Origin of the sequence: Phaeodactylibacter xiamenensis, from assembly GCF_000759025.1 — a bacterium.
Classification (GTDB): Bacteria; Bacteroidota; Bacteroidia; order Chitinophagales; family Saprospiraceae; genus Phaeodactylibacter; species Phaeodactylibacter xiamenensis.
On record NZ_JPOS01000003.1, the window covers coordinates 51771 to 78194 of the forward strand.

Annotated in this window: 22 protein-coding genes; 10 read left to right on the forward strand and 12 right to left on the reverse strand. The window is 51.7% G+C overall.

What is annotated here, in order from left to right:
- Nucleotides 1–399 precede the first annotated feature (399 nt).
- On the reverse strand, nt 400–1842 hold the full coding sequence (locus tag IX84_RS01005) for a hypothetical protein (RefSeq protein ID WP_044215814.1): 1443 nt from the start codon (nt 1840–1842) through the stop codon (nt 400–402).
- Between the two features lie 193 nt (nt 1843–2035).
- Between IX84_RS01005 and IX84_RS01010 the strand changes: the two genes are divergently transcribed.
- The 3 genes from IX84_RS01010 (at nt 2036) to IX84_RS01020 (ending at nt 7976) form a co-directional block, all read left to right on the forward strand.
- Nucleotides 2036–5797, forward strand: a complete 3762-nt coding sequence (locus IX84_RS01010) for a T9SS type A sorting domain-containing protein (RefSeq protein WP_044215816.1) — start codon at nt 2036–2038, stop codon at nt 5795–5797.
- A 74-nt stretch (nt 5798–5871) separates the two neighbouring features.
- The gene (locus IX84_RS01015; protein WP_044215818.1) at nt 5872–6462 is read left to right on the forward strand and encodes a carboxypeptidase regulatory-like domain-containing protein; all 591 of its coding nucleotides are present in this window, start codon (nt 5872–5874) and stop codon (nt 6460–6462) included.
- Between the two features lie 374 nt (nt 6463–6836).
- Nucleotides 6837–7976, forward strand: a complete 1140-nt coding sequence (locus IX84_RS01020; RefSeq protein ID WP_044215821.1) for an ATP-binding protein — start codon at nt 6837–6839, stop codon at nt 7974–7976.
- Nucleotides 7977–8302: 326 nt separating this feature from the next.
- Here IX84_RS01020 and metK read toward each other — a convergent pair whose 3' ends face one another.
- From metK to trpS, 3 genes are all read right to left on the reverse strand, one after another.
- The gene (metK, locus tag IX84_RS01025) at nt 8303–9556 is read right to left on the reverse strand and encodes a methionine adenosyltransferase (RefSeq protein WP_044215823.1); all 1254 of its coding nucleotides are present in this window, start codon (nt 9554–9556) and stop codon (nt 8303–8305) included.
- Between the two features lie 155 nt (nt 9557–9711).
- Complete coding sequence (locus IX84_RS01030) at nt 9712–10332, reverse strand: fumarylacetoacetate hydrolase family protein (protein ID WP_044215825.1); 621 nt, start codon at nt 10330–10332, stop codon at nt 9712–9714.
- Between the two features lie 9 nt (nt 10333–10341).
- A complete protein-coding gene (gene trpS, locus IX84_RS01035) occupies nt 10342–11355 on the reverse strand; it encodes a tryptophan--tRNA ligase (RefSeq protein WP_044215979.1) in 1014 nt (337 codons plus the stop codon).
- 183 nt (nt 11356–11538) lie between these two features.
- Between trpS and IX84_RS01040 the strand changes: the two genes are divergently transcribed.
- A complete protein-coding gene (locus IX84_RS01040; protein ID WP_044215826.1) occupies nt 11539–11910 on the forward strand; it encodes a hypothetical protein in 372 nt (123 codons plus the stop codon).
- 1 nt (nt 11911) lies between these two features.
- Here IX84_RS01040 and IX84_RS01045 read toward each other — a convergent pair whose 3' ends face one another.
- From IX84_RS01045 to IX84_RS31970, 3 genes are read right to left on the reverse strand one after another with little or no spacing between them, the layout of a single operon-like run.
- Entirely contained in the window at nt 11912–13273 is a 1362-nt protein-coding gene (locus IX84_RS01045; RefSeq protein WP_081968554.1) for a DUF4403 family protein, read from the reverse strand.
- A gap of 40 nt (nt 13274–13313) precedes the next feature.
- A complete protein-coding gene (locus IX84_RS01050; RefSeq protein ID WP_044215828.1) occupies nt 13314–13958 on the reverse strand; it encodes a cytochrome c oxidase subunit 3 in 645 nt (214 codons plus the stop codon).
- Between the two features lie 41 nt (nt 13959–13999).
- Entirely contained in the window at nt 14000–14155 is a 156-nt protein-coding gene (locus tag IX84_RS31970) for a DUF2256 domain-containing protein (RefSeq protein ID WP_072013636.1), read from the reverse strand.
- Nucleotides 14156–14284: 129 nt separating this feature from the next.
- Between IX84_RS31970 and IX84_RS01055 the strand changes: the two genes are divergently transcribed.
- Nucleotides 14285–15022, forward strand: a complete 738-nt coding sequence (locus IX84_RS01055; RefSeq protein WP_044215829.1) for a hypothetical protein — start codon at nt 14285–14287, stop codon at nt 15020–15022.
- Here IX84_RS01055 and IX84_RS01060 read toward each other — a convergent pair.
- On the reverse strand, nt 15003–15860 hold the full coding sequence (locus IX84_RS01060; RefSeq protein WP_044215830.1) for a zinc ribbon domain-containing protein: 858 nt from the start codon (nt 15858–15860) through the stop codon (nt 15003–15005). The genes IX84_RS01055 and IX84_RS01060 overlap by 20 nt on opposite strands.
- Nucleotides 15861–15893: 33 nt before the next feature.
- The gene (locus IX84_RS01065) at nt 15894–16967 is read right to left on the reverse strand and encodes a flavin reductase family protein (protein WP_044215831.1); all 1074 of its coding nucleotides are present in this window, start codon (nt 16965–16967) and stop codon (nt 15894–15896) included.
- A gap of 197 nt (nt 16968–17164) precedes the next feature.
- Here IX84_RS01065 and pdhA point away from each other — a divergent pair, with 197 nt between their 5' ends.
- The 3 genes from pdhA (at nt 17165) to IX84_RS01080 (ending at nt 20948) form a co-directional block, all read left to right on the forward strand.
- On the forward strand, nt 17165–18205 hold the full coding sequence (gene pdhA, locus IX84_RS01070) for a pyruvate dehydrogenase (acetyl-transferring) E1 component subunit alpha (protein WP_044215832.1): 1041 nt from the start codon (nt 17165–17167) through the stop codon (nt 18203–18205).
- 174 nt (nt 18206–18379) lie between these two features.
- Nucleotides 18380–19990 (forward strand): phosphoenolpyruvate carboxykinase (ATP), encoded by a 1611-nt coding sequence (gene pckA / locus IX84_RS01075; protein WP_044215833.1) that lies wholly within the window; start codon nt 18380–18382, stop codon nt 19988–19990.
- A gap of 124 nt (nt 19991–20114) precedes the next feature.
- A complete protein-coding gene (locus IX84_RS01080) occupies nt 20115–20948 on the forward strand; it encodes a universal stress protein (protein WP_044215834.1) in 834 nt (277 codons plus the stop codon).
- A 98-nt stretch (nt 20949–21046) separates the two neighbouring features.
- On the opposite strand, the gene IX84_RS30565 is transcribed toward IX84_RS01080, so the two are convergent.
- The 3 genes from IX84_RS30565 to IX84_RS01095 all read right to left on the reverse strand — a co-directional run bounded on the left by IX84_RS30565 (nt 21047) and on the right by IX84_RS01095 (nt 24416).
- Nucleotides 21047–21583 (reverse strand): META domain-containing protein, encoded by a 537-nt coding sequence (locus IX84_RS30565; RefSeq protein ID WP_081968556.1) that lies wholly within the window; start codon nt 21581–21583, stop codon nt 21047–21049.
- Between the two features lie 163 nt (nt 21584–21746).
- Nucleotides 21747–22445, reverse strand: coding sequence for a 3'-5' exonuclease (locus tag IX84_RS01090; protein ID WP_044215835.1), 699 nt, complete (start codon nt 22443–22445; stop codon nt 21747–21749).
- Nucleotides 22446–22481: 36 nt separating this feature from the next.
- Complete coding sequence (locus IX84_RS01095) at nt 22482–24416, reverse strand: DUF294 nucleotidyltransferase-like domain-containing protein (protein WP_044215836.1); 1935 nt, start codon at nt 24414–24416, stop codon at nt 22482–22484.
- A gap of 156 nt (nt 24417–24572) precedes the next feature.
- Here IX84_RS01095 and IX84_RS01100 point away from each other — a divergent pair, with 156 nt between their 5' ends.
- Together IX84_RS01100 and IX84_RS01105 are read left to right on the forward strand one after the other, a co-directional pair.
- The gene (locus IX84_RS01100) at nt 24573–24863 is read left to right on the forward strand and encodes an ArsR/SmtB family transcription factor (protein WP_044215837.1); all 291 of its coding nucleotides are present in this window, start codon (nt 24573–24575) and stop codon (nt 24861–24863) included.
- A 251-nt stretch (nt 24864–25114) separates the two neighbouring features.
- On the forward strand, nt 25115–26407 hold the full coding sequence (locus tag IX84_RS01105; protein ID WP_044215838.1) for a hypothetical protein: 1293 nt from the start codon (nt 25115–25117) through the stop codon (nt 26405–26407).
- Nucleotides 26408–26424: the final 17 nt, after the last annotated feature.

Here is a 26424-nt window from a genome sequence, read left to right on the forward strand (position 1 = left end):
TCGAAATGAACGGAGCGCCCGAACAACAGAGCGTGCTGCAAGCAACACTAATACTGCGAAAAATCTAATTCCCGTTTTATTATGTGCTTTTATATTTTAGCGATGATCAAATTTACCCCCCCGCAATATTTCCAAATTTTTGAGCTTTTTTATCAAAAAAACATTGTAGGAAGCACAAAGCTTGGTGATTCAGGGACGCGGATTACAATGGGTTTGCTGTGGCTGCGCAGAAGGTGTGGGGCTGTTGAGCACGGCCCGGGGGGAGCGGCTGGTTAACATTTTGTAGGTAGGCTACCTCTGGGCAAGGGCTCCTGTCGGGTCCCGGTTTCTACCGGGATTTGGCGGGGTTGCTCAAGAAAAGCTGGGGCAGAACTCTTGGGCAAGGTCTTGGCTCAAGCGCTAAGCCAGCAAGCTCACCTTCCGCCGCAGCCAGCTCCGGTTCGCCAGCTCGGGCTGGGCGTCGATGCGCTGCAGCAGGGCATTAAGGTTGTCCGGCGGGGCGCTGCCGTACTGTGCCTGACGGCTGCGCAGTTTTTGCAGGCGGGCGATCATCTTGAGGAAGTTACCGTTGGACTGTTTCTGATAGGTGGAGAGCTGCCGGTTGCGCTTGATGTATTTGCGGGACGCTTCCAACAGGGCGTAGAGCGCTTCCTCCTCCTGTAGTTCGTAATAGCTTTTGAGCTGTATCATCTTGGCGGCCATGTGGTAGAAAGCGTCAGAAAACTCGACACCCTGAAGGGTTTGCAGGGCTTCCTGGTACTGCGCGCGTTCAAACTGCAGGGCGGCCAGGTTGTAGGTGAAGACGTTTTCCTGTACCTCCGGCGCCAGCTGAGACCGGTAAGTGTAGATGAAATCTTCGGTCCACTTGAATTCCTTGAGGCGGATACCGGCAGTGACGATGTTGATGTAGCTCCACTGCGTGAGGTAGCCCTGCCGCAGGAGCACTCTGCGGTCCAGCATTTCCTTGTAAAGGTCCAAAATATCCCGGTAGAAAGCGGCTTCTCCGGAGTTGATGCGCTTGACGCAGTAGTTCTGGGCGTAGTCGTATAAATCCTGCAGCTCTTCCAGCGTAAAAACGCTATGATGCTGACTGAGCAGTTGCCGCAGCGACCGATAGTGGGCTTCCTCTTCCGAACTCAGCATCATAAGCGCCTGATAGTAGGTCTGCAGGGCCGGTGATTCTGCCAGTAACGGCGGTTGTTGCCGGAATAAACTCAATAGCTCGTCCAGAAAATGGCAGGTGTAGGTTGCATTAATCGCCCGGTTGCGGCTGGCCATATCGCAAGCCAGGCGGAGTTTGTTGCACCAGTAGTAGCGGTCAAGGGCATCGCTTTGGTGCTGCAGGTGGGGCGTAAAGCGGCGGGGGTTACGCTGCAGCGCAAAGCGGTCCAGCAACTGCGCCATCTCGTAGCGCTCATGCTGATACTGATGGGACCGGTGGGGCAGGCGCTCGGTAAGCTGTTGCAGCCGCTGCGTGCTGTGCCGCAGATGCTTTTCGGCCCGGCGGTCGAGCAACGCCCCCAGCTCCAGCCGCTTTTGAAAAGGGCGCCGGGCTTCCAGTTCCAGTTGGGCCAGTAGCTGATAGCCTAGCTGTAGGGTGTCCGACAGTAAGTTGTTAATGCGTAGCTCCTCGTACCCTTCCTCCTTGTAAATATGCCGGTACGCCGCCCGCTTGTCCAGCCCTTCCGCATCGTAATCCGGCCCAAAGCCCAGGCAAAAGTCCAGCAAAGCCCGTATCTTTTGGTTCTTATTAAAAAACGGGGAAGCTGCCAGCTCCCGAAAACGGGCCGTTTCTCTGGCATCAAAACTCCGTAGCAGGTCGATTAACTTAGATTGCTGCATCTAAAAATCTATATTTTCCTAACGCTAAGCTATTAAAAACAAGCACTTCAGCATCAAAGATCAGCTTTAAAAATCTATAATTGAAGAATAATGTACTTTTTTCCGGGACAGGGTACCGCTACATTTGTATCGTAATAATTCCAGGAACGCCCGCGGGATACTCCTGCGGAAAAAAGACAAAACAATTATCTCCATGAAAAAAATGATCTTAGGCATAGTCGCGCTTGTGCTCAGCACCTTTGCCCTGCATGCCCAGCAGAACTGTTTCAACCTTTTCATAGACAGTCAGACCGCATCGCCCGGTGATACGATTTGCTTATCGGTGCGGGTGAATAATTTCGACAACATCCTTGGCCTGCAAACGGCTTTCCAATGGGACACCACCCGACTTGACTTTATAGAAATTTCTAATTTCAACCTGCCTGGGCTTATCATCCAGGATTTCAACGTAGAAGGTGGAAATATTGGGGAAGGCCGAGCTACTTTTGCTTGGTTCAATACAGACTTTACCGGTCTGGATTTGATGGACGGCACCGCAATATTCGATTTTTGCTTCGAAGTCATCGGGGACGATGGCTATGGTGGATTTCAATTCGTTTCGGCCAGTGATATCACGAACACAGAAATCATCCTGGGCAACTCAGAAATCCTGCCCAGTTTCAGCCTGCTCGGGGGCGGAGTCTCTATCGAAGATGGTTTTGCAGAGCCGGTAAGGTTTGCCAGCGCCTGCCAGGATTTGGGCGATTGTACCACAGGCAGCAGCCTCTCCGTAGTTGTTGCTGGCGGGACGCCTCCCTACGATTATATGTGGCTGCAGGGCAATGCAGAATTTGGCAATGCCGCCAATCTCAACGATGCGCCTGCGGGCCTGTATGAACTTCAGGTTTCCGATGCGAACGGCGACCAAATTTCCGGCTTGTTTAATGTAACCCCTGAGGAAGGCATTGCGGTCAGCAATATTCTACTCAATCATCCTACTTGTAGCAATAGCGATGGCAGCATACAAGTACAGGTTACCGGAGGCTCCGGCGACTATAGCTTTACCTGGAGTACCGGGCAAACCGATGCATACAGCATTTCCGGCCTGGCCGCTGGTGCTTACTCACTTACAGTTACGGACACTCAAACGGGCTGCAACTTTACTGTAGGCATTAGCCTGGAAGATGAACCGCTGCAAACCAGCTATGCCTACGAGTGCACCGTAATGCCGGATGGCAGCACAATCGTGGATATCTCCTGCGCTGTGTGGTCAGACGGGCAAACCCCTTATACATTCGAGTGGAGCACCGGCTATACAGAGACCACCGATGAAATCATAAGTACGCTTGCCGGGGTGAGCCCTGATCAGTCTTATTCTGTAACGATTACAGATGCGAACGGCTGTACGAGTATCCCGGGGCCGGCTACGCCCGAGTGTCCGGGCACGGGAGGTGACCCCACTATTTACGTTGCCAATGAAACGGTAACCGAGGGCGGTTCCATCTGTATTCCGGTCAAAGCAAGTGGGGTCCCGCCTATTACCCAGCTGGATTTTGCACTGGCTTGGTCCACTGATGTCCTGTCCTTCACAGGCGTCAATGAAGGAGCGCTGACCGCCTTACTCGACGATGGGCTTGACCTTTCTCAAACCGGCAATGGGCAACTGACCGTGCAGTGGGATATCGACATCCCGGAAGGTCTGCCGATACAGGAGGATGCTACGCTCTTTGAAATCTGCTTCGATGCGGTAGGCCCTGAAGGCAGCCAAACCGACATTGCCTTTAACGACAGCATCCTGACCAGTTACCTGGAAAGCGGGACTGAGGTAGCTGCTACTTTTGAGAATGGCAGTTGTACTGTTACGGGGGAATTCCTAACCGGCCATTCCATCAGTTGTACCGGATTCCCGGATGGTACTTTTTTAGCCTCCATATCCTGTGCGGTATGGAGTGGCGGGGTACCGCCCTACACGTTTGAATGGAGTACCGGATTCGTAGAGCAGGACACGCTCTTTTCCACCCTGGAGAATGTGCCGGAGCATGTTGCCTACAGCCTCACGATCACAGATGCAGCAGGTACAACCTACAGCCCCGCTCCGATAACACCGAATTGCGGCGGTACAGGAAATTCCGCTACCGTAACGATTGGGGAAGCGGTAGTGAATACCAATACCAACTTCTGCGTACCCGTAACCGTCTCAGGTGCAGCTGAAGTCACTGGTTTTGAAGCAGGAGTGGCTTGGCTGCCAGGTATACTCAGCTATACCGGGATTGCAGGTGGCGTTCTTGGCGATGCGACCACCTTCACCATTGATGACAGCGATTCGGATATTGGGCAACTGAGCCTGATTTGGAATGCTACCGCACCTGATGCTATTTTTGTTGAAGACGGAGATGTGCTCTTTGAATTGTGTTTCGATGCAATTGGGGATCCGGGCAGTTCCACCGGAATTAGCTTCAATGCGTCCACTCATCCCTTCCTATTAGAGAATGTGGAAGGCATTGAATTCACACCGGTCAACGGCGGGGCTTTCATACAGGGCTCCGGAGGACCGGATGATGTGATGCTGCAGATCGGTAGCGCTATGGTGGACACTGGTGAGGTGGTTTGCCTCGACGTGACCGTTGAAAACTTCACGGATATCGGTACTGTACAGCTGTCCATCAACTGGGACGAAGACCGGCTCAGCTTTGACACTCTGATATTAGCCGGTAACCTACCCGGGCTGAATCCGGCAACAGACTTCAACCTTAATCTTACAGACGAAGGCATTATTGCCATGTCCTGGTTCGATCTCGGACTTAACACCGTGACCCTTCCGGATGGCGCACCGCTATTCACGCTTTGCCTGCGGGCAGACACCCTGCAGGGGCCCACTCCGGTGACCTTCTCCCCCACCCCGGTCAATATTGAAGTGACAGACCTTGAAAACATCCTTCCCGTTGTCCTCCAAAACGGCACCGTGGATGTGCTGCAGCCCGAAGTCTGGCCCGGCGACACCGATGTGGATGGGCTGGTGACCCACTTCGACCTCTTGAATATCGGGCTTGGCTTTGGCACGGTCGGCCCGGAGCGGACCGATGCGACGATTGTATGGGAAGCGCAGGTGGCACCGGGCTGGCAGAACGCCACGCCAACCTCCAACGTCAACTACAAGCACCTGGACACCAATGGCGACGGCTTCATTGATGCGGCAGATACCCTGGCGCTGGTGAACAACTGGGGCGAGGAGGTAAACTTCCTGCCGGAAGATGAAAACCGCACCCTGACAGGAGTCATCTATATCGAACCCGACACGGTGGTCCTCGGCGTCCCGGCTACCTTCAACATCATGCTTGGAGAGCCTGGCACGACCGTACCCGAAGTCTATGGGCTGGCGTTCACCATCGTATACGACACTTCCGCTGTAACGCCGGGCAGCGCCTCCACTTCCTTCCTGGAATCCTGGATTGGCAATACCAACGAAGACCTGATCGGGCTTTCCAAAGACCGCTACGACGACGGCCGCATTGATGTAGCCCTGACCCGTACCGATGGCCTCAACGCAGAAGGCAGCGGTGCCATTGGCCAACTGCACATTACCATTCAGGACGTCATTTTCATGCGAGGCAATGACTATCCACTCGACTTTGGCATTGAGAATATACGGCTGATCAATGCTGCAGAGATGGACTTCCAGCTGGAAGGGCTGCCTACTTCCGGATTAGTCAAAGATGGCCTGGTGAATGCGCCGGAAGCTGCTCAGGCGTTTAAGGTTCGGGCTTTCCCTAATCCAGCCAGGGATCAAATCAGCATCCTGGTGGAGGGTGCGCAACTGGAAAGCGCCCGCCTGATGGCCACTGATGGCCGTACCGTACAACAAATCCAGGGCGGACAGTCTGAGGTCAATCTGCAGCATTTACCGGAAGGCTTGTACCTGCTTCAGGTGTTGACCAGCGAGGGGGCGACTACCCATCGCATCATGATTGCGCGTTAACTTTAATTTCCTTTCGATGAATTAGTGGTGCTGCCTGCTTACGGGTGGGCAGCCCCTTTCAAAACCCGACTATTATGAAAAATGTCATAACTCTGGTAGTGCTATGTTTATGTTCAGCTACCGTCTATGCTCAAACGGCTACGATTAGTGGCCAAATCACCCGACTGAATGACAGCCCGGTAAGCGGTATCTTGGTGCATCTCCTCAACTGGAATGAGGGGCTTATCGCAGCGGATACAACTGATACACAAGGTGCATATGCCTTCAGTGACCTCACGACCGGGCAGGAGTACACCGTTGTGCCTCAGGACAATCAGGAAGTCAGCTACCTGCAGGGCGTTTCCACCTTGGATGTGGTAATCGCGGCACGAATTATTCTGGGAATACAGCCACCAGAAACACCATTTGTTTACGCGGCGGGGGATGTCAACAACAGTGGTAGCCTGACCACACTGGACCTGGTCCTGATGCGCCGGCTGATCCTTGGTATTGATAACAGTTTCCAGAACAGCCCTTCGGTAAGGTACCTGCGTACAAACGCAAGTTTTATCAATCCTGACTCCCCATTTTCAGGCATCAACTATGGCAATTCGACCCTGCTTTTGGACACCGATACCCCTGCTTTCGACTTTTACCAGATAAAAATGGGCAACCTCAACCCATAAGGGCCTCTACCCCATTATTATAATCCCATTAGACTATGTTGGGAATTCGCTTTTGGAGCGAATGCAGTCAAATTTTATTCTGAACAAGGCGCGATGAAGGAGCCTAGCCAAAGCTAAGCGACTGAAGAGCAACGAAGTGCAGGATAAAATTTGGCAAATACAGCCCAAAGGGTGAAATCCCAACATAGTCTTAATCCCTCAGGGGCAAGCTGGCACTGAACTGCGCGCCTTGCCCTTATTTTTTTGAGGATTTGCCGACTGTGCCCGGCTGTTTTTGCTGTAAATCAGGATGGAACAGCTCTTAAACTGAACGAATTAACGTTAATTCGTTCAACTAACTGAATAAATTAACGTTAATTTATTCAAAAGCAGTCATGGACTTCATTCCAAGATTTACAGAAGTACAGATAAAAGAATACCTGCGGCCCAACAAGGTGGTGGTGCTTCTGGGCCCACGCCGGGTGGGAAAGACGGTGTTAATCCAAAAGATATTATCAGAAGCCACTGAGCCTTACGTATTGCTCAATGGGGAAGATATTGCTACCAAAGAGCTCTTCGAAAGGAGAAGCGTCAAAGCGCTTGCTCAAATTCTGGAAGGCAAAAAGTTCCTTGTTATTGATGAAGCCCAAAAGATACCTGATATCGGTAATGCTATAAAGCTCATGATAGACGAAATCGCAGGGTTGAAAGTGCTCATCACCGGATCATCTGCCTTTGATGTTGAAAACTATACCGGAGAGCCTTTGACCGGCAGGAAGATGACTTTTAAACTATTCGGCATATCGGAAGGAGAAATCGCAAAAAAAGAAAGCATCAGGGAGCGCAAAGATGGTTTATATCAGCGCTTGATTTATGGCAATTACCCCGAGTTGCTGCAATTAGATACCATCAAAGAAAAACACTTGTACCTCCGTGAACTGCTCAACTCCTATCTGCTCAAAGACATCCTGACTTTCGAAACCATCAGGAACAGCGATAAAATCATTGACTTGCTTAGGTTGGTTGCCTTTCAGGTTGGTGGGGAGGTGAGCATACCGGAGCTATCTAATTCGCTTCAAATCAGCAGAAACACTGTAGAAAAGTATCTTGACTTGCTCACCAAAGTATTTATCCTGTACAAAACGGGCGGTTTTAGCAGGAACTTGAGAAAGGAAGTCAATAAAAGCCACCGGTATTACTTTCTTGATAATGGCATCAGGAATATCCTGGCGGGCAACCTTAACCCCGTAAATATGCGGAACGATATGGGCATTTTATGGGAAAACTACATGATCGCAGAGCGCATAAAGTATCAACATTACAACGACCTGCTTGTCTATAACTATTTCTGGCGAACTTACGATCAGCAGGAAATCGACTGGATAGAAGACCGGGGCGGAGCACTATATGGCTACGAATTCAAGTGGAGCCCCCGAAAAAAAACCAAGGCGCCCGGGGGATGGAAGAACGCCTACCCGGATGCAACGTATCAGGTAATCAACCCCGATAATTACCAGGATTGGCTGCTGCACTAATGCGAGCAGACCGAATGATTTGCTAGGTTTCTTGCCCCCTGAAGCCCTTGCAAATGCTGAACTTTAAATGGTCAGGCATTTGCGGCTCAATCTACTATACCACACAGCGCCACCCCGTGGCAACAGGCTGGCGCTGTGAATTTCCATTATTGAGTAGCCTTTGGGAAAGCGTAAGACAAACGGTATAAGCTGCACGACTTCGTAGAAGTCGTATGTTAGTATCAACAGCACACCACGGGAAACCGACTTCGTAGAAGTCGCAGGTTAAACCAGCAAGCTCCCCTGCCTGCCTCATCTCTTCCCTCACCTCCTCACTGAACAAAGCCCTACAGCCCAAATGCCGCTTTCACCTTATCCACGTAGTCGAGTTTCTCCCAGGTGAAGGTCTCCACCTGCATCTCCTTAACGCGGCCGGCACCATCGACGAACTTCACTGTCTTTTGCTCCGGCGTACGGCCCATGTGGCCATAAGCGGCAGACTCAGAGTAGATCGGCGTGCGCAGCTTTAGGCGCTGCTCAATTGCATAGGGGCGCATGTCAAACACCTCCTCTACTTTCTTCGCAATCTCGCCATCGCTCAACTTCACGTTAGCAGTGCCATAAGTGTTGACGTAAATATTGGTAGGTGCCGCCACGCCGATCGCGTAGGACACCTGCACCAGGACTTCATCACAAACACCGGCAGCCACGAGGTTCTTCGCAATGTGGCGGGTCGCATAGGCCGCAGAACGGTCTACCTTGGAAGGATCCTTGCCGGAGAAGGCACCACCACCGTGGGCCCCCTTGCCACCATAAGTATCTACGATGATCTTGCGGCCCGTTAGCCCGGCGTCTCCGTGCGGGCCACCGATGACAAACTTACCGGTCGGGTTGATGTGGTAGGTAATATTATCATCAAACAGCTTCTGAAGTTCAGGCTTGAGCTGAGCTTTGACCCGTGGGATAACAATCTTGATGATGTCCTCACGGATTTTATTCAGCATGCGCTCGTCCTCATCGAAATCATCATGCTGTGTGGATACGACGATGGTATCAATGCGCTGAGGCGTGTTGTCGTCTGCATACTCGATCGTCACCTGCGACTTAGAGTCCGGACGAAGGTAAGTCATCGGCTCGCCCGCCTTGCGGATTGCCGCCAGTTCCTGCAGGATTTTGTGAGAAATGGCAAGCGCCAGTGGCATAAAGCTCTCCGTCTCATTGGAGGCATAACCGAACATCATGCCCTGATCGCCGGCGCCCTGCTCTTCCGGGCTTTCCCGCTCCACGCCCTGATTGATGTCAGGCGATTGCTCGTGGATGGCAGAAAGGACACCGCAGGAGTGGGCCTCAAACATGTATTCAGACTTGGTATACCCAATACGCTCGATCACATCGCGGGCAATTTGCTGTACATCGAGGTAAACGTCAGACTTGACCTCACCGGCAAGCACCACCTGACCGGTTGTTACCAGCGTTTCACAGGCGACCTTTGAAGAAGGGTCAAAAGCAATGAAATGATCAACGAGGGCATCGCTAATCTGATCAGCGATTTTATCAGGGTGCCCTTCGGAAACAGACTCAGAGGTGAATAAGTATGGCATAAATTCGGTTTATTTCGGATTAACGCCGGGAAATAGCCCCGGCAAAATCGCTGCAAAAATAGGAATAAAGCGCAAAATGGCTCGCTTTTCAGGGCTTCTCGACAAATAAAATACACAACTGGGTTTGCCCCAATATTTAGGCATATGTTGCGCCCTTATTTGATTTCGCAGCGGAACATGGATTTAACTTCCGTCTTCGTGTGCAGGAAGCCCTCCAGCTGATCGCCAATTTGTACCGGCCCTACTCCGGCAGGCGTGCCGGTGTATATGAGGTCGCCCATTTGCAATTTGAAGAACTTCGATACGTAAACAATGATGGCATCAAAGGAGAAGAGGAGGTCTTTGGTGTTGCCGTGCTGCACCGTCTCCCCGTTTTTCTTCAGCTCAAATTCTATGGCGCCCCGGTTGCACTGCTCAATGGGCAGAAAATCACTGATCACTGCCGAGCCGTCGAAGCCCTTGGCTATTTCCCAGGGATGGCCTTTGTCTTTCAGCCGCTGCTGCACATCGCGGGCCGTAAAGTCGATGCCCAAACCAATTTCCGGGTAGTAATCAGCAGCAAACTCCGGCTGTACGTGCCGCCCGTTTTTGCCAATTTTCAGCACCACCTCTATTTCATGGTGCAGGTCTTTGGTGAATTCCGGGTAGTAGAAGGGCTTGTTGTTCACCAGCAGGGCAGAGGGCGGCTTCATGAATACCACCGGGCTGCCCGGCACCGGGTTATTGAGCTCTTTGGCGTGTTCGGCGTAGTTGCGGCCGATGCAGATGATCTTCATAGTCGTGATTTAAAACTTCACATTGGACAGCCCTGCCATTTCCTTTACGGCACGGACGGTCTCCTGTGCTTTCTTACGGATTTCAGCAGAAGACGCCTTGATTTGATTCTTGATCTCCTTCTTATCGGCTTTCAGGGCTTCCTTACGGGCTTTAAAATCAGCGCTCAGCCCCACAAGGGCATCAGCTACGGCATCTTTCAGGTCCACATACTTTAATTCGCCGGCCTCGTAGTCCTTCATCAGGCTTTCGTAGGCTTCCATAGACTCAGCGGCCTTGAGCAGGGTGAAGAGGTTGTCCACGCCCGGGCTCATTTCGCCGGCAGGCGTATCTCCGGTATCGGTCACTGCGGAGCGGATTTGCTTGCGGATGCGGTTATCATCTCCAAACACGTCAATGTAGTGCTTCTCGCCTGCACTTTTGCTCATCTTACGGGTGGGGTCTGCGGTGGAGCGGACCTTAGGCACTTCCGTATATAGGGGCTCCGGCAGGACGAAGTATTCTTTGCCCATCTGATTATTGAAGCGTTGCGCGATGTTGCGGGTGAGCTCCAAATGCTGCTCCTGATCTTTGCCTACAGGCACGTAATCCGCCCGGTAGATCAGGATATCCGCTGCCTGTAGCACGGGATAGTCCAGCAAGCCAGCGGAGATGAAGCTGTCGGTAGCGGTTTCTGCCACCTGCGCGCTTTTGTCCTTGAACTGCGTCATACGGGTCAGCTGCCCATAGGAAGTGAAGCAATTGAAAATCCAGCACAATTCTGTATGCTCCGGCACCAGGGACTGAATAAACAGGGACTCCGGCTTAACACCAACCGCCATCAGGTTGAAAAGGAGTTCCCAGGTATTTTCCCGAAGTTTTTTCGGATTGTAGGGCATCGTCATGGCATGGTAATCCACCACCCCGTAGGTGCAATCGTACTTTTCCTGCAGGGCGACCCAGTTCTTCACTGCCCCGAAGTAGTTGCCAAAGTGCATTTGCCCGGTGGGCTGAATAGCAGAAAGGACTTGTTTGCGTTGCTCCATGGTCATTTTTTTGAACAGCGCGAATATACTTGTTCCATTGGTTTTGGAGCAATAAAAACAGGGAATTCCCATCAGAAGCCGGGTTTTGGCCAGCCCGGCAGTCGCAGCAATGGAAAATCCAAGTTGGGCAGGCCAGCCACAGTTCGTACTTTTGCTACGGATTCAAACAATACCGAATTGCGAATGAGAATACCGATTGTTGTTTTTGCGCTGCTCACCATCCTCCCTGCCTGCCAGTCGGGCTATCAGCCTGCCGACCTGCAGGGAAACTGGCAAGCTGTGGCTATCACGGAAGAAGGCACCCCTTTAGCGGTTGACCCCAGTCAGATTGAACTTCAATTCACGCCCGCTGACCGTTATACCTACCGGAGTACGCTCAATTACCGGGAAGCCGGTAGCTTTTACGTAGACGGCACCTACCTGTTCACCCGCGACACCCTCAATCAGGCCAGCACCGAAAAGGCAGTCGAAATCCTCAAGCTTGTTAATGACACGCTTCAGCTCAAAATGATGGATGGGGATAAGGAGCGGCTCTTGACGATGGTCAAACAGTAGCTTATTTATTCAACCCCTTCACCCGCACATTGACGTTGCCCGTAAGGGCCAGGTCAACGACCATGCCATCCACCGTGAGGTAAGCATTGCGGAGGTCGAGGGCTTCCAGGTTGCCGTTCAGCACCACGCCGGTAGCCAGCTCATAATCCTGAAGCTGCTCCTGGAATTGGGCCTGCATGTCCTTCATGTTGTAGTCGAGCAGGAAGTTGAGGTTTTCGGCAATCTTGTTTTTGATGGTACTTTTCATCAGCCAGCCGGCAGACCGGAAGAGGTAGTTTTTGGTATCGAGCGTATACTCCAGGTCTTCGATATCGATGGTATTCTTTTTGGGGTTAAAGACCGGGCGACCGACCAGGTAAATGCTGCCGTTGTAGGTGCCGCTCAGCGTGGTATTGACCACGATATTGCTGCCTTTACCAAAAAACTCCAGGTCCTGAATCGTCACGGACCGGCGGCCGTAGGAGAAGGTTTCACCAACCAACTGGGTTTTGGCAAGGCGTTCGGCTTCATCGTAGGAAATCTCAGCGTTGATGTGCAGGGTAAAGTCTTCGGCTTCCACCGGGCTGATGCGCAGAGGCGGCAGGGGCTGTATGTACTTGGGGTCCGGCCGCTCACCGATTTTCACCGAGGGTTTGCCCTCCACGTAGATGGTGGTCGCGATCCTCCCCCGCTCAGTGGAGACCGGGCTCATACCGATATACTGCGGGTTCACGGTAAGCCAGGTATTGTATTCTTCAGAAACCAGGGCCGGCTGAAACATCTCCCGCCAGGCTTCCTCCACGGTCTTGCGCAGGTCGAACTGCTCCCGGACCAGGTCATCTATCGCTTTGGAAATCTGCCGGGTACTGTTGCGCAGGACGATGTCTGCAATAAAACCCACCGGCAGGTCCACAAAGCCCATTTTTACCCGCGGTTTTTGTTGCCATTGATGGCCTTCCAGCGTGGTCGTGGTAAAGATGCTCCAGTCTGTATTCACTCCAAAGCCGGTTTTGAAATCCAGCGAAATCTGCCCATTGGCTTCAACGGTACTGATGCCGAGGTCGTACTTGATCCAAAGGTCGAGTGGGATACGGTAGGTAATAGCTTGGGAGTCAAGCCCCAGGAGGATATCATCCTGTTTGACGGCCCGGACCATCATTTTATCGCCATCCCGGAGGTTGTTGTCTTCGTAGAGGATGCCGCTCAGTTGTTTGTTGAGCACAGCCTCCAGGTCCCGCACCGGTACATCCACGGGGATGTTGATGATGGAAACCTGATCTCGGTACAGCTCTTCGTATTCTTCCATAGGGCGAACGGGCTTCGTCACTTTGCAGCTGCTAAGCAGTAGCATCAATATAGCGCAGGCAGGCAGTAGATGTTTCATCTTAGGGTAGTTCTTTGCCCCGAAATTAGCAGAAAGAAAACTACCGAAGCAAATAATTAAGGTAGAAAAAGATGACCAGATAAATCCATAGCCCGTCCAAAAAATGCCAGTAGATGGTCAGCAGGCGGAGCTTGAGCCGCTTTTCGGGGTCAGAAAAATAAACCAGCACGCTCACCGGCTCTTTCATGCGCTTGCGGGCTGTCCAGAGGAACAACCCCAGAAATGGGAGACCAGCTATAACGTGAGCAAAATGCAGAGCTGAAATCACATAAAGGTATCCTGCAGAATTATCGCTGTGGATGTAAATCTGATTGCTAAACAACTGATACCAGCCTACGCCCTGCAGGATCATAAATATGAAGGAAATCGCCATGGTAGCGATGAGCGCCCGCTGATAGTTTTCCGTATCATCAGATTTGTAGCAGCGCTTTGCCCAGACCATTGCGCCACTACTTGCCAGTAAGACCAGCGTATTGAAAATAAAAATATTCGGCAGCCTGATCGGCGGCAGGTCACTTTGCACCCGGGTGTACACAAAGGCGGCCGTAAACGCAAGGAACATAGCGGTAATGCCCAGCAGGGACAAGATCAGCAATACGTTGTAAGGGTGAAAGGCAAAGTTGCCATATTCGTTGTACCCTTCCTCTGCGGGGTCTCTTTGCTGTGATGGTGGATTTTCAGACATATTATTTGGCTGCTTACCAGCTGAAATTTTGAGTGAACAGTTTAGTTTCGGTCCCGTTTGGCCTCCCGCCGGCAACGCTCGCTACAGTATTTGACCTCCTCCCAGACCTTTTCCCATTTTTTTCTCCAGGTGAAGGGGCGGCCGCATTGTACGCAGTCTTTGGTGGGGAGGTCTCCCTTTTTGCGTTGCTTTGGCATTGGATTTTCTGAAGGAAACGGCAATTCGCTCTTTTTGTTTTCAGGATATTTTGGGGCAGCGGAAAGTTAAAATATTTCCTGGCACCTCAAGGATAAGGATTTCACGTTTAATCAAAAAATCAATCACCCATGCGCACGACTATTCTCCTGTTTTTTGCCCTATTGATGCTGCAATGCGCTGCTCAGGCTCAGTCTGATACGCTGCCCACTTCCCCAACCTTTGGGCCTTACTACAACCAAATTGGCGTGGATCTTCTGCCTGCCATCATTACAGGGGGAGGCGGAAGGCTCGGGCACTACCAAATAGAAGCCCTGTACCGCGAACACCAGCCCAATGGCGATTTACGGATCAAAATCGAGGTCAACAACAAAAATTACTTTGAAGGCTTTATTCCGTATCCGGACCAGCTGCTGCCGGGCAGCACGCTGGAAGAGCAGCTCTACCAGCAGAACGACCTTTTCCCGCGCGCCAGCCTCCTGTTCAGCATAGGGCGTTCTACCTACCGGTTGAGCCAAAAGCTGCCCGTCTACCTCGGCGTGGATGCTCAGGCCGGTGTGATTTTTACGGAACGCATCACCTACGTCAACGACCGCCCGCTCGAAGGCATGCCTTCAGGTTTCAGCAGTATTGTCGGCTCTGCCAACCACACCCATTTTCTTGGAGGGCTGACGCCATTCATCGGGACCAATATCCCCATCACCGACCGCTTGTCCTTCAGTGTGGAGTTTGGGCTCCCTATTTTATACCATACCGGCACCTCCAGCTATATCACGGAAAACGGGGACCGCTTTGATGTGAACATTTCGGAATTCACGCTATTTGACGGCCGCCCGATTAATGACCTTGCTATTTTTTACCGGCTCTGAAACGTTGCTGCAGCCGCTTGAGCAACTTGAGCATCTTGATATTGAATCGGAGGTTGATGTTGAAAAACTTTTCATCGATGAGCAGCCAGTCCTTTTCGCGCTTTACATTGCCCAGGGTTTCGTAAAGCACGTAGTGTGGCGTTTGCAACTGCGCTTTCCAGTACAGGCCCCGCTCGGTCATAGCAAAGCCTTCTTTGCAGGAGCCCAGCAGGCTTTGATCGCAGATGAAGTAGATCCGCTCGTCCCGGCGCTCCGGCTTCAGGAAGAACTTGCCGGCATTGCGCAGTTTCTGTACGGGCATTTTTATAAAATCCGTGTATACCGCTTCATCGGGCTCGCTGCCGAAATCGAGGTAGTCAAAGATGAGCGTTTCCAGCGGGTGATCATCGGCGCCGGGGCCCTGATGCCGGAGTATGGCTTCGGGAAGGGGTACGGCATTCAGGTCCTTTGCGTAATGAATGAGGAAATAATCGGTGAGTTCTTCCAGGTGGCGCTTTACCCTGACATTTTGAAAAGCAGCCGGCTCGCCTTTTCCATGCAGATACATTAGCTGATCGGCCAGCTGAGTCTCCCGCCGGTGAAGCATATCCCGAAAACCGGATTCGTACAGTAATTCCCGGTAGGCTTCCACTTCTGTGCCGGGCTGTTCTTCTTCAACTTTTTGGCGCATTAGGCGGAAAAACGCTTCTGTCAACTGTTTGCTTACGTTGCCATTCAGATCAATAATTGGCTGAGCATCCGCTTCCACAGCACCCTGCTCCTGCGGTTGCGGCGTACCGCACTGATGGCAAAACCTTGCATGATCAGGTAATTCGGTATGGCAATTGATACACTTCAACAGACGTCAGTATTTGCTCCAAAGTTAACAAACTTATCTTATGGTCAGCTGCACCTGAGGTGTTACCGGGTAGGCTACACAGGTGAAGATATGACCATTGGTGGCATCACTGTCCACCCGGCTGTTGTGGGTATACATTTCGACACGCCCTCCGGTCAGTTGAGCGGAGCAGGTTGTGCAGCTCCCGCTCCGGCAACTGTAAGGCAATTCTATACCGGCAGCTAATGCTCCTTCCAACAGGGTCTGCCCTGGCGTTACCGGAAACGACAGGGTCTTGTTTTTGAACTGTAGTGCTATTGTGGCATGCGGCAACTGACTGGCTTCCGGCCGGAAAGGCGTGTATATGATAAAATCTTCCTGATGCAGCCGGTCTGCTCCAAAACCAAGAAACCGCAAGGTCATAGACGCTTTGAGCATGAGCCCCGGCGGGCCGCAGACATAGGCATGAGCCTCCGGCATTTGTTTGCCCAAAACCTGCTCCGCCCAGAACTCCAGCCACGCGTTGCTCATCCGCCCCTGCCGGACTTCAGTGTGGGCGGTGGCTTTCAGTTCATCTTCGCAGGTGGCTGTGGCCTGGCTGAGCAGGTGGAAAACCTTCAGGCGGTCAGCATGGCTGCGCTCCAGATGCTGCAGTTCCTTGCGGAAAAAGACGGACTCCGCATTCCGGTTGGCCAGCAAGAGTTGGATTTTGTCATTCCCCGGCCTGTTCAGCGCGGCTTTTAGCAGGGCAAATACCGGCACAAAACCACTGCCCCCGGCAATGAGCAGCAAAGGGCAGGGTGTTTCGGGCAGCACAAACTGGCCAGCGGGCGGCAAAGCCTGAAGGATATCCCCCACCTGTAGCTTTTGAGTCAGGTAAGCCGAAGCCTGCCCATTGACAGTCCGCTTGACGCAAATCGACAACTGAGGGTCCACCCCCGGAGTGGAAGCAAGGGAATAAGACCGCCGAAATGGCACAGGCCCCAAATCAGGAAAGAGCAGGGTCAAAAACTGCCCGACCTGATAATCCGGCACTGGCTGCTCCTGCATATCAAAAAAAATATGCGCACTCCCCGGCACCGGCCGGCTAATGTGCGTGACAATGAGGGTTAGAAGTTCCTGGCTCATATTTATGCTTAGTCATGCGCTGACCACCGCTTCCAAAACGGCAATCTTAAAGTACGAACATACAACACTTAGTGTAAAAATTGGCAAAACCCTGCAAGCTGAGTATATTTGCCCACGCGAAACAGCAGCGCCGCAAACAAGGTATACCTTTAGGTGTTGTAATGACAAATATTGAACACTAACCATAGAATTCAGGTATGGATACAGCGACGGAAAAGAAAAAAACCACCCGCAAATCGCGGTCTAAGAAGCCTAAGTACAGCAAAGAGCAGTACCTGCAGTGGTATGAACTGATGTTCCGCATCCGCAAATTTGAGGAGCGGGCATTGATGATGTACGGTCAGCAGAAAATCCGCGGGTTCTGCCACGTGTATATTGGACAGGAAGCGGTTGCAGCGGGTATGGAATCTGCCATCCGCCGCGAAGATGCCATTGTTACCGCTTACCGTCAGCACGGTACGGCACTGGGGCGTGGCTGCGACGTCAACGCCTGTATGGCTGAGCTTTTTGGTAAGGAAACCGGTATTGTGAAAGGCAAAGGCGGTTCCATGCACTTCTTCTCGAAGGAGCACCGCTACTTTGGCGGCAACGGCATTGTGGGCGCTCAGATCCCAATCGGTACAGGTATCGCTTTCGCGGAAAAGTACAAAGGGACGGACAACCTCTGCGTCACGATGTTTGGTGATGGTGCTGCCCGTCAGGGTGCCCTGCACGAATCCTTTAATATGGCCATGGCGTGGAAGCTACCGGTGCTTTATATCGTGGAGAACAATGGATACGCCATGGGTACTTCCGTAAAGCGGACGAGTAACGTAACTGAGCTCTACAAGATGGGGCTGGCCTACGATATGCCCAGTGAAGCCGTAGACGGCATGCAGCCGGAAGCTGTTCACGAAGCAGTGAGCCGCGCTGCTGAGCACATCCGTGCCGGCAATGGCCCTTACTTCCTTGAAGTGCAGACTTATCGCTACAAAGGGCACTCCGTCTCCGACCCGGCCAAGTACCGTACCAAGGAAGAAGTACAGGAGTACAAGGACCGCGACCCAATCAAGATTACGGAGCGGACGATTCTGGACAATAAAATTGCGACAGAAGACGAACTCAAGGAAATCGAGAATAAAATTAAGGAAGAAATCAAGGCAGCTGTAAAGTTTGCGGAAGAATCAGACTACCCTGACCCTTCAGAACTCTACACGGATAATTACCTACAGGAAGACTATCCTTTTATCAAGGATTAGGATTCCAAATAAAATTCTGTTTAAAAGAACAATGCATCAGCAGTTCCAAATTTGGGGCTGCTGATTTTTTTGCCCTCCTGATAAATGTCAGCGGCTCAAGTGAGCAATCTCAATTGCAAGGCTAATTATATGGCGCATATTTGAATCGTAATCAACAACAAAAAACTAGGATTCATGCAAAACGCCAAAGCAATTGAAACGGCCCTAAAGAATCTGGGCATAGAAAGCCCGGCAGCAGTTCGCTACAACCTGCTACCGGAGGAATTGGTCGAAGCTACCCTATGCAAGGATCAGGGCGTATTGGCCGATAGCGGCGCGCTCTGTGTCAGCACAGGCAAGTTTACCGGACGCTCACCACAGGACCGCTTCATTGTTGAGGATGAGGTATCCAAAGACCGGGTAGACTGGAACGCTATTAACAAGCCTTTTGATGCCGCTGCTTATGACACCCTTCGCGCTAAGCTGGTGAAGTACTACGATGGCAAGGAAATTTACGTACGCGATGTACAGGCGTGTGCTGACCCCGAATACCGGACCAATATCCGGATCGTTACCGAATATCCATGGAGTAACCTCTTCGTTTATAATATGTTCCTGCGCATGAGCGAGGAAGAACTCGAAAACTTTGAAGCCGACTGGACCGTGCTGAACGCGCCAGGCTTTGAAGCGGATGTCGAAATTGACGGTACCCGTCAGCCTAACTTCTCAATCATCAACTTCGCTAAGAAAGAGGTGATCGTAGGGGGCTCCGGCTATACCGGCGAAATCAAGAAAGGCGTATTCTCCGTACTCAACTTTGAATTACCCGCCTTCCGCGACCTGCTGACCATGCACTGCTCTGCAAACGTAGGCAAAGACGGCGACGCAGCCGTATTCTTCGGCCTGAGCGGTACCGGCAAAACCACCTTGTCTGCCGATCCTAACCGTCTGTTGATTGGTGACGATGAGCACGGCTGGGGCGAGAATGGCATCTTCAACTTCGAAGGTGGCTGCTACGCTAAGACCATCGACCTGACCCGCGAAAAAGAACCGGAAATCTTTGATGCCATCAAGCATGGTGCGATTCTGGAAAACATTGGGTTCTTCCCCAATACTCGAACCGTTGACTACGAAGACAGCACGGTTACGCTGAACACTCGGGTATCCTATCCGATCTATCACATCGACAATATCGTTGAGCCATCTATGGCCGGGCATCCGAAGAATATCTTCTTCCTGACCGCTGATGCATTCGGTGCACTGCCTCCGATCAGCAAGCTGACGCCCGGACAGGCCATGTACCACTTTATCTCTGGTTACACCGCTAAGGTTGCCGGTACAGAAGTGGGCATCGATGAGCCGGTGAAGACTTTCTCCGCCTGCTTCGGCGCACCATTCATGCCGCTGCACCCTACTGAGTATGCCCGCATGCTGGGTGAGCGCATGGAGAAATACGGCGTGAATGTATGGCTGATCAATACCGGCTGGACCGGTGGCCCTTATGGTGTGGGCAACCGCATCAAACTGAAGTACACCCGGGCGATGATCACCGACGCATTGGAAGGCAGGCTTGACAACGTTGAGTATGAGCAGGAGCCGGTCTTCGGCCTGCATATTCCAAAAGAGTGCCCTGGCGTACCTTCTGAACTGCTCAACCCTCGTAATACCACCTGGGCAGACAAGGATGCCTACGACCGCAGAGCCAACAAACTGGCAGAAGCATTCATCAACAACTTCCGCAAGTTTGAAGAAGGCGCGGATGAGGAAATGATGGCGGCAGCACCACGCGTCATTGAAACGGCGTGAGCAACTACAGCATACTGACTGACAACTAGACAATAGCTTGGTTTTCGAATGCTGCGGGCGAACTTTTGTTCTCCGCAGCATTTTTTATTAATACAGGTATTAATCAATACTAAAACCTAACCATATGAAAAACCTACTCATCCCCGTTGATTTTTCCAATGCTTCCCGCAATGCCTTTCAGTATGCCATGGAGCTGGCTGCCCGTATTGGTGCAGAACAGGCCAAACTGGTCCACGTATTCCTCCCGGAATCAAGTGGGGAAGCCGACTTTATCCCACCGGTAAATGCCCTGATGGAGACCCGCCACAAGCTGCTGAATGACTTCCTGGAAGAACTGATCAGCGAAAGCCCGGGCGGCTTGCCTGTGGATGTACAAACGGAACTGCTCGTAGGATTCCCCGCTGATGAAATTGCCTCGAAGAGTGAAGATTACGACCTTGTAGTGATGGGTACTACCGGTGATGGGGGCGTTTTGGAGCGTGTGTTTGGCAGCGTCTCCTCCAGCGTATCGCAAAGAGCCGGGTGCCCGGTGCTCCTGATCCCAAAAGATGTGCGCTATGCCCCGATCAAACACATGGTCTACGCCAGTCATTATGATGCCCACCATGAGACGGTAGTCAAAAAACTTATCGCTTTTAACCGGCTCTTCAATGCCCACGTCCACTTTGTGCATGTACAACGCAACAAGGACATCCCGTTTGAAAAAGAGCAGGGAAAATTGTTTGAAGAGCTATTCGAGCAGGGCGACCCGCCTTTTGCTTTCGAAATGGCAGAAGTCAAAGGCGACTCAGTTGTTGAGGGGCTGAGCGCTTATGCTGCTGCTCACGGTGCACAGGTCATCGTAATGGCAACCCGTCACCGGGGCTTTTGGGAAAATATACTCCACAGCAGTCAGACCAAAAAGATGGTGTTAGCTACAGAAACGCCCTTGTTGATTCTCCATCTGGACATGGACTAAAAAAGAGGGGGCGCCCGGACTTTAGGCACCCCCTTCATGATTTTGACGATGCGTCAAAGACCGCGAGATCACGCCCTTTGACAGAAGTGTCTTTGGGATTACTCCGCGTTATCGGGCTGAGGCTTGTATTCTGCCCGGAAAGACAGTTGCCCCTGCCCGCCTGAGATTTCCAGAAAGACTTTATTCACGCTATAGGCATTTGCAGACTTCAGCAAATCGAAAAAGCGGGACTCCTGAGTCATTTTACCCTGGCAAAGCATTTTCGTGGATGCCAGTTCACCGATATTAAGGGTACCGTCTTCCTGAAGGGTGATAGTAGAGCTGAACTTGTTGCAGCCACTATGACCGGAGATTTTACCGTTAGCGATGGTAATCATGGGGATGTCCTCCTTTCCCATTTTCACACTCCGCCCATCGTAAACATACTCTGTCAGGTACCACTTCTTCACCTCCACCTGAGGAAAAGCAGGCTCATAATCCGGTGATATCAGGCTGGCATCTTCAACAGGTGACACCTCAGCCTCCGCCGGAGCGGCAGGAGCCTGACTCGTACCTCCTTCTGTTCCTTCCTGAGCAGCATCACTGCCACAAGCCAGCAGGCTGAACGACAGCAACATCATCAAAAGCGTTCTCATTTTCTATCTTGTTTATTAGAAATAGATTCTTTTACGCAGCAGGACAGGCGCTTCGGCCCCACCTGTGCTTGTGCGGGCGAAATTACAAAATTTTAGTGCGATACTATCTTTTAGGTGTGCAGAATGGACGGATAAAACTACCTCTCCATTCACAACCGTATGCTCACAGCCCCATTCCTGGCGCTGACCGCAAAGCCCCCAGCGTATCTACTCCCCGTTTTTGGAGCCGGTGCAACAGCTTGAGCAGCAATAGTGCTGTAATGAAAGCGTCTCCCGGGGCCGTATGCCGGTCACTTTGAGGAATCCGGTAGGTATCACAAAGATGATCGAGTCCGAATGTACCAGGGCGGGCTAGCTGAGGGTTCCGCGCGGCTCTGCGGGCCAGTACCCCCGTGTCCAGGACGGTGTTCTGCAATTTTCCGCCTCCTGCTGCATGGATTGCCGCGTTGAGCATCGCAACATCAAAGGCAGCGTGGTGAGCAACCAGCACATCGCCCCCAACAAATTCCAAAAAACGGCGCACGCCCTCTGACTCCGCGATACTGTGCCGTTTTTCTCCTGGCAAAATACCATGTACGGCTACTGTTTTCCCATCCGGATAATACTCCTGATGAATATAACACTCCAAACGGTCCTCTACACTGATCTGCCAGTTTTTTACCCGTACGGCACCTATGGAAAGGATCTGATCTTCCTGTACATCCAGGCCTGTTGTTTCGGTATCAAAAACCACAAAGCCAATCTCTTCTATCGGCGTCTTTTTGTCGTAGGCAGTAGCAGCCATGCTTTCCAGGTAAGCCTTCCAGAAAGCAGGGGCATTTGGGTCCGGAGGGGGTGGCTTTTTTTTGAACCATCTGAACATAAGGCGCGGGGTTATATGGATTAGGGAATGGGGCGGTTAACTGAGCAGGGCAAGCCGGAACCGGGTATTCAACAGGGACTGCAACTCTTTAATCGGGCGGAAACAATTGCGCAGGTTGATCCGCTCCATCTTTGTCAGGTCAGAAGGGTTGAAATACCGGCCGGAATTTTGCTTTTTCAGCCCCTGAAGGGCCCGGTAGCGCATCAGGATTTCGTAGGCATCAGCCGCTTGCTCGTAGAGCTCCCTGTTTTGAGGCTCCAGTTCAGCCAGCCGCTCAAACCGGCGAAAGGTGTTGTTGATCATGCCTACCCGTGCGTGCAGGACCAACAGGCGTGCCGCGTCCGCCAGGGGCATCATAGCCCGGGCTTTGATGTCAAACTCATCTTTATGGGCACCACTGCTTTCTACCACAAAGTTGCGGAAGAACGTCAGGGGTGGTGGGTTTTGCAGCGCATTCTTACCCAGATAAACGAGGAAAATCTCCTGATCGTCAAGTGCCTCGAAGATGTGTGTTGTCAGAGCTGAGGATAAGGAACGGTCACCGTGTATAGGGCGGAAGTCGAAGAAAATGGTACAGAACATCACCGCCTTAGGCTCCGGCTTGTGGATCCAGGTAGAGAACTGCTGCTTCCACTCACTCAATGACAGGCACCAGGAAGGATTGCTCGCCATCATATCTGCCGGGCAATACTCGAAGCCCACCTCATTGAGCAGGTGGGTAACCCGGCCGGCAAAATCCAGGTAGTAGTTCTTTGTGCGCTCATAGGCATCCTCCGGCACGTCCTCAAAGACCAGCGCATTATCCTGATCAGTCCGGAGCAGCTGCTCTCCCCTGCCCTCGCTGCCCAGTGCCAGCCAGCAATACTTCGCACCGGGGTGCTGCTGTCCTTCTGATGCCAGATCTGCCTCTGCCAGTTCGATGCAACGGACGATGATCTCATCATTGATCTCAGTCATCACCGTTGAGATAAAGGCAATCGATACCTCCTGGAAAATGTATTTTTTGAGCAATTGCTCGGCACGGTCACGGATATCCCGGAGGGCTTCCACAGCCTTGCAGCGCCGGATTTCCCGAATAAGGATAGCGGGGTTGTTGCCCTGCATCACCATCAAGTCATGCTCCGAGAGCGCACCGACTACCCGGCTATCGGTCGTCCCGTCTTCCGTCAGGCAAATGTGGTTGATCCGGTTTTTGACCATTTCCATTTGCACATCCGCCACAGTAACGGTAGGGGGCATCGTAATGACCGGGCTGGACATGATATCGGAGATGGAAGCGGTCAGCTCCATTTTACCGGTTGCCACTTTATGCCTCAGGTCTTTGTCAGTCATAATGCCTACCGGCTGGCCCGAGGGATTGACCACAATGATCGACCCTACTTCCTCCGCCGACATAATGAGCGCCGCTTCCTGAATAGTGGTCTCCGGCGGGCAGGTAACCGGAAGCTTACTCCGCTCCAGAGATTGCACCTCCATAAGCGCAAAATTGTCTGTGGTACGGTCAGAGCGGTCCAGAAAAAGCTGAGAGGGGTTTGCCGTTTTGTACTTTTGCCCCACACCAGCTGCGTAATTGCTTGCCAGATAAAATGCCACCTGAGGGTGAGCTTCCATCACTTCGCGGAAGCCCTCAATATTAATGGCGTAGAGCAAAGTTTCCTCAGCAGCACGGGCGGTAAGGGCATAGGTTTCTTCAGCCAGCATGGGGCGGATGCCAAAAACGTCACCCTCATCGCACTGTTCAACTAGAAACGCTTCTGACTCCGTTTCCCGGTACAATTGGACAGCGCCTTCCCGGACGATAAAAATATGCGTTCCTGGCTGATCACCCTGATGAAAAATTTCCTGCCGGGGCTGATAGTACTGTACCAGCACCCGCTGTGAGACCTTCAGCAGCAAATCATCGGGCAGTAAACTAAAGGGTGGATAGGCTTTCAAAAAATCATAGATGCGGCGCGGAATAATGTTTTCCATGGCATTCAGGTTTGGACAACGGAATATCCTGCTTTTTAGCAACGGCACCAAATATTAACGCAATTAGATGTATATATTTGTTTATATCAGCCGGTAACCCTATTTTGGAGTTTTGTTTGCAAGCTTCCTGAGCCTGCCACCCAAGTATAAACAGCCATGAAAACTCATTTCAACGTCAATTTTTTGGAGGACTCGACCGAGACATTGCGTGCAATTGCCCACCCCATACGCATTGCGATCATTGACTTGCTGTACAACAACGGGCAAATGACCGTAACGGATATCTACCAACACCTGAATATTGAGCAGGCTATTGCCTCCCACCATCTTCGCATCCTTAAAGGAAAGGACGTCGTGAATGCCGAGCGCGACGGCAAAAACTCCCTCTATTCCCTGACCCGGGCAGAATTCTATGAGATCATCAAGACACTGAAAAAAGTCATTTAAGCCTGTAGACAATCGGTAGTTTCTCCCCCTCAACTTTTCTTCCTGCCTATAGTTCAGCCACCTCCACTTGCCATAGAACCAACAAGCTGCCCTTCATTTTTCCGCATATTTTTTTGGTCAACCCCACAGCATTTGCAATAAGATTTTGAGAAATGCAGAAAAAAAGCAGAAGAAAACTTGCATACATATATATATCTATATACTTTAGCCAAAGTAAACTACGCTCATCAACAAATCAAATTCCAGTTAGTATGAAACTTTTTACCAAATTCCTGACCCTTGCCTTGCTGCTGTTGGCAGTAAGTATGCAGGCACAGATTATTGAGGATGACATCGATCATTCCTATAAGCCACTTACGCTTAGGCTTGATGAAAGTGGCAACAAATATATCCGGTTTATCGTCTGGCATCAGCACTGGACGGTCACGAACAACCTGGCAGTGGAAGACGCCAACCTGCAGCTGACGCACCTGGCCCGCCGCTCCCGCTTTTTGGCCTTTGCGCAGGTTTCTCCGCGCTTTCTGATCCTGACCCACTTTGGGCTCAACAACCTGACGCCGGGCAATATGACCTCGCTGGGCAATAACGGGGATGCCCCGCAGCTTTTCCTGCATGATGCCTGGACAGAATTCAAAGTCAGCAACGACAACTCCTTCTTTATTGGTGGTGGGCTCCACTACTGGAAAGGCCTCACCCGTTTGTCCAATCAGAGTACGCTCAATTTTATGACGCTGGACAACCCCCGCCCGTTTGTGCACTGGCACTCGCTTGGGGTTACAGACCAATTTGCACGCCACTTAGGCCTGTATGCCAAGGGGGTTATTGGAAAATTTGACTATCGGATCGCACTGAACAACCCGGGACGAAATGCTAATGCCGGCTTACCGCTCGGAAATGGCGTAAGCTATGGCAGCAACAGCAGCAGCCTTGCCTATACCGGCGTTTCCACTCCTGACAGGGATGGCAATCTAACCGGAAATAACATTATCGAAGGTTACTTCCGGTACAACTTCATGGATAGCGAATCTGTAAAACTACCTTATGCAGTTGGCAGCTACCTGGGCACCAAGAAAATCTTCGCTTTGGGCACCGGCTTTTTTGCCCACCCCAATGGTATGTTCAATGAGGCAACAGGCGAACACGAGAACGTGACCCACTTTGCAGTTGATGCGTTTCTGGATATGCCGGTAACGGATGGCGACTGCCTCAATGCCTACGCTTCTTTTATGAGCTTTAACTACGGCGACAACTACGTTGCCCGCTGGGCAGGAACGGGAAGCGTGCTGTACGGGCATGTAGGGTATAAACTTCCTAACTCAAGGTTCATGCCTTACATCGCTGCACAAACCGGTAACTACGGCGGCTTTGACGAGAACACCTCAGCACTGGATATCGGGCTCAACTATTTCCTCAACGGGCACAGTGCCAAGCTGACCCTGGAGTACCATACGATCAGCAACGACATCCGCGAGGGCGGCCTTGATGCCAATGGCAACATTCAGGATGTGCGCCAAATCCGTATGCAGGCACACATTTTCTTATAGACTATTTTTTTGCCGAA